At 60.8% G+C, this 4,502-nt stretch carries 5 protein-coding genes; 3 read left to right on the forward strand and 2 right to left on the reverse strand.

The genetic code is table 11. From position 1 onward, the window contains the following. Positions 1–459: aldo/keto reductase (locus RMO81_RS05860; RefSeq protein WP_310474839.1), on the forward strand; the 459-nt coding region annotated here is incomplete at its 5' end. Between the two features lie 93 nt (positions 460–552). On the opposite strand, the gene RMO81_RS05865 is transcribed toward RMO81_RS05860, so the two are convergent. Then, complete coding sequence (locus RMO81_RS05865) at positions 553–1,059, reverse strand: hypothetical protein (protein ID WP_310474841.1); 507 nt, start codon at positions 1,057–1,059, stop codon at positions 553–555. Positions 1,060–1,215: 156 nt separating this feature from the next. Here RMO81_RS05865 and RMO81_RS05870 point away from each other — a divergent pair, with 156 nt between their 5' ends. Next, a complete protein-coding gene (locus RMO81_RS05870; protein WP_310474842.1) occupies positions 1,216–2,397 on the forward strand; it encodes an aspartyl/asparaginyl beta-hydroxylase domain-containing protein in 1,182 nt (393 codons plus the stop codon). A 119-nt stretch (positions 2,398–2,516) separates the two neighbouring features. Continuing rightward, a complete protein-coding gene (locus tag RMO81_RS05875) occupies positions 2,517–3,407 on the forward strand; it encodes a hypothetical protein (protein WP_310474843.1) in 891 nt (296 codons plus the stop codon). Between the two features lie 99 nt (positions 3,408–3,506). Here the strand turns inward: RMO81_RS05875 and cysC are convergent. Beyond that, a partial coding sequence (cysC, locus tag RMO81_RS05880; protein WP_310474845.1) for an adenylyl-sulfate kinase occupies positions 3,507–4,502 on the reverse strand: 996 nt, incomplete at its 5' end.

Raw genomic sequence — 4,502 nt, forward strand, 5'->3', positions numbered from 1 at the left:
GCGGCCGCCAGCGACACCGGCCTCATCTGCTACGGCGCCCTCGCCGGCGGCTTCCTCTCCGCCCGCTGGCTTGGGGCTCAGGATCCCGCCGAAAGCCTCACCAACCGCAGCCTGATCAAATATCGCCTGATCATCGATGAATGCGGCGGGTGGGACGCGTTCCAGGCCTTGCTCCACACCCTCGACAGCATCGCCCAAGCCCACGCCGTCCCGCTCTCCGCCGTCGCCGCACGCTGGGTGCTCGATCAACCCGGAGTCAGCGCCGTCATCATCGGCGCCCGCCACGCCGGCCACCTGGCCGACACGCTGGCCATTGCGCACCTGCGCCTCTCCGCCGCTGATCATGCCGCCATCGCCGCCATGTTGCCGCCGGGGCCGCAAGGCGACGTCTATGCGCTGGAACGTGACCGTGAAGGGCGCCATGGGCGGATCATGAAATATAATCTGAACAAGAACTAAGAGGCCTCCGGCGGGCAGGTGCTGAGCCCCTGCACCCACTTTTGTTTTCGGCCGGCGCTTGATGACAGCTTTGGGGTGGTTAGCGGACGCCCGCTATTTGCTTTCCGAAGTGCCTATTGACGAAACGACGCGTGTGTTGAACTCCTCTCCGTCGAAGTAGTTCGCTTGACCCTGTCCGGTGTCGAGCGCGAAAATATTGACCCCGGCTAATCCGCGAGATTCATCGTTCACCAGCGGGTTCGCCAGCGCGATCCCAATGTCTTTCGCTTCCTCCAATGCCATCTGCGACAGGACGTAAGTGTCGACCTTACCGGGAGACTGAATGACAGCTACGATGTAGGCCACTTTTTGCTGCTCATTCAGCAGGATACGAGCCTCATCAGCCTTGCCATCGCCGTTGAAGTCGGCTGTCACAGCAAGATAACCACTGGCATCTCTTTGACGCTTTGCCGCCCACGAGCTGTTCGTGAAATCAGCCATCGTTGCTTCTCTGAAACCCATCGAAAGAAATGCGATAGGTGGAAGCTCAGCGCCGTGAGCTGCCGTCGCCAACAGAACGCATATGACAGCCGTCGCCAATCTTGAGTTAGGAATAACCATAGATAGACAGTGACATACATATGCGAATGACAGCAAGCTGCCGCTTCTCCCTGCAGCGCGCCCAAAATCAAACGGGTGCAGGGTCCGCGACCCTGCCCGCCGGAGGCTCCCCTTTTTCTGCTGTTCCAAACCCCGCACTGCGCTATCACCACTCGCATGAGCAAAGATCCCGTCGCCCTCAACAGCCAAGGCATGCAGGCGTTGCAGCGTGGCGATGCAAAGGCGGCGGTCGTTGCCTTTGCGGCGGCGGTGAAGGCCGATCCGGGCGCGGCGATCCTGCAATATAATCTGGCCAATGCGCATGCGCTGGCAGCCCAGCCGGTGCCGCAGCTGGAGGCGCTCAACGCCGCGCTCGATCTTGATCCCTATATGGCCCATGCCCTGCTGGCGCGCGGGCGCCTGCATGAGCATGAGGGGCGGGCGGCTGACGCGCTGTCGGATTATCAGCGGCTGCTGGCGGCGGTGGATCCGCGTGAGCAGGTCGGGCCGGGCTTTGCGGCCGGGCTGCAACATGCCGCTGGCGTGGTGCAGGCGGCCAATGATGCGCTCGCCGCGCGGCTGGATACGGCGCTGGCCGATGAACTGGCGCAGGCTTCCCCGGCAGCGGCCACCCGCGTGCGCCACGCCATGGAGGCGCAATTGGGCAGCCGCCGCATTTACGTGCATCAGCCGCTGGCGCTGCATTATCCCTATCTGCCCGCCATCCAGTATTTCGACCGCGACCTTTTCCCCTGGCTGGCCGAACTGGAAGCCGCCACGCCGGCGATCCGGGCAGAATTGCAGGCAGTGCTGGCGGCGGGCGGCGATGGCTTTGCGCCGTACGTGGATTATCCGCCGGGCGTGCCGGTGAACCAGTGGAAGGACTTGAACAAGAGCGATGCCTGGGCGGCGCGCTTCTTCCTGAAACACGGGCTTCGCGACGAAGCCATGTGCGCGCTCTGCCCGGGCACCGCCGCCGTGCTGGATCGCATGCCGCTGTTCGATCTGCCGGGCCGCGGGCCAACCGCCTTCTTCTCGCTGTTGAAACCGCACACGATCATCCCGCCCCACACCGGCGCCACCAACATCCGCAGCATCATCCACCTGCCGCTGATCGTGCCCGAAGGCTGCTGGTTCCGCGTGGGCAACGACACCCGCCCCTGGGTCGAAGGCCAGGCCTTCGCCTTCGACGACACCATCGAACACGAAGCCCATAACCCGACCGATCACTTGCGCGCCGTGCTGATCCTCGACACCTGGAACCCCTTCATCGCCGCCGACGAACGCCCCCTGATTACCCGCTGGGTGAACGAACTCGACGCGCATGGGCGCGGGCTGGCGGGGTTTTCGGCGGCCTGAGGGGGTTTTCAGGTTGAAGGGGCCTCCGGCAGGCAGGGGCTGAGCCCCTGCACCCACTTTTGTTTTCGGGCAGCCTTTTCGGTGCGCCGGTACTTATGAGGGCGGAAATGATTAACAACATGACTGAGATTTTTGACGAGATTGAAAAGAGCAAAAAAAAGGCAGCCGAAGCGGCTGCTCGTCATGAAATTGAAATCCGTGAAATTGAACAGATGCCTTCTATCGCATCGCTTTGCCTTTCGACGCCTTTATATGATTCGCTCGCAACTGAGAATCAGGTCTACCTTAAGATGCTTCGCAGCGAATCAGTGCAATTCGACGCATACTGTGTTGAATGCGGATCGGCATCGATTTTCAAAGATCGGCAATCTAGGGGTGGCGGGTCTGGAAGTTCAGAGCCGTCAGATTGGATGCTTAGAGCCGGACAGTTCAATATCATTGTATACTGCCAACGCGCTGATCATAAGTATACATTTTGCTTTGAATATAAGAAGGGCAGGCTAGCAAAATTTGGCCAAATGCCATCTCTTGAGGACATATCGGGATCGGATATCAAGAAATATGCACCCCTACTCCGTGAAAGATACTTTGGGGAGCTTAAGCGAGCAACGGGCTTGGCCAGTCACGGCATCGGAATCGGTTCCTTTGTATACCTTCGTCGAATTTTCGAGAAACTTATTCACGATCATCATACGGAAATGGTGAAGTCAGGAAACGGTGTAGATGGCTTTGATGCATTGAGGATGGACGAGAAAATTGGAGCATTGAAGGACGTTTTGCCTCCTGCTCTCGTTAGGAATAAGGCTACCTACTCCATTCTCAGCACTGGCATTCACGCTCTCGACGAAAATACATGTCGCAAATATTTTCCGGTAGTGCGCGCCGCGATTATCGAAATCCTCGAGCAAGATCTTCGTGTCAGAGAGGAAGCGAAGGCGGCAGCAGTGCTGGAGGCGGAAATCGCAAAGCTGGCGGTCGAGATAAAGACAACTGGCTGCACCCCTGCTTGATCCAGCTTGGGGTGATTGTAGCGTTGAGTGCCGCCTGAAAACGAAAGTGGGTGCAGGGCCTCAGGCCCTGCCCGCCGGAGGCCCTCTCGTTCCCCCCCTTCATCCAATGATATCGCGCGCGCGCAGCCAGGTGATGATCGCCTCGGCGGCGTCGGCTTCGCTCATATCCTGCGTCTTGATGTGCAGTTGGGGCGCTTCGGGCGCTTCGTAGGGGCTGTCGATGCCGGTGAAGTTGGTGAGTTCACCGCTGGCGGCTTTGGCGTAGAGGCCTTTGGGGTCGCGGGCCTGGCAGACTTCGATGGGGGTATCGACGAAGACTTCGATGAAGCGTTCGGCGCCGACGAGCTGCCGCGCCATTTCGCGTTCGGAGCGGAAGGGCGAGATGAAGGAGCAGGTGATGATCAGGCCGGCGTCGGCCATCAGTTTCGCGATTTCGCCGATGCGGCGGATGTTTTCGACGCGATCGGCATCGGTGAAGCCGAGATCGCGGTTGAGGCCGTGGCGGACATTGTCGCCGTCGAGTGCATAGGTGTGGCAGGCCAGCGTGGCGAGCCGGGCTTCGACCAGATTGGCGATGGTGGATTTGCCGGAGCCCGAAAGCCCGGTGAACCAGATCACGGCGGGTTGGTGGCCTTTCAAGGCGCTGCGCTGCGTCTGGGTGACGGTCATCGGCTGCAGGTGGATGTTGCTGGCGCGGCGCAGGGCGTGGCGGATCATGCCGGCGCCCACGGTGTTGTTGGTGTAGCGATCGATGAGGATGAAGCCGCCGGTGTCGCGGCATTGGCCGTAGGGATCGAACAGCAGCGGGGCCGTGGTTTCGAGGTTGGCGAGGCCGATCTCGTTCATGGCCAGCGTGCGGGCCGGGCGTTCATCGAGCGTGGTGATGTCGATGCGGTGTTTCAGCAGCGTGACCGAGGCCGGGGTGGTGAGCGGGCCTGATTTCAGCAGATAGGAACGACCGGGCTTCAGCTCATCCTCGTCGAGCCAGAGCAGATCGGCGGCGAATTGCTGGGCGACGGCGGGCCGGTCTTCAGGGCTGACCAGCATGTCGCCGCGCGAGATGTCGATCTCGTCTTCCAGCACCAGCGTGACGGC

This window comes from Sandarakinorhabdus sp. (assembly GCF_031422795.1).
Lineage (GTDB): Bacteria > Pseudomonadota > Alphaproteobacteria > Sphingomonadales > Sphingomonadaceae > Sandarakinorhabdus.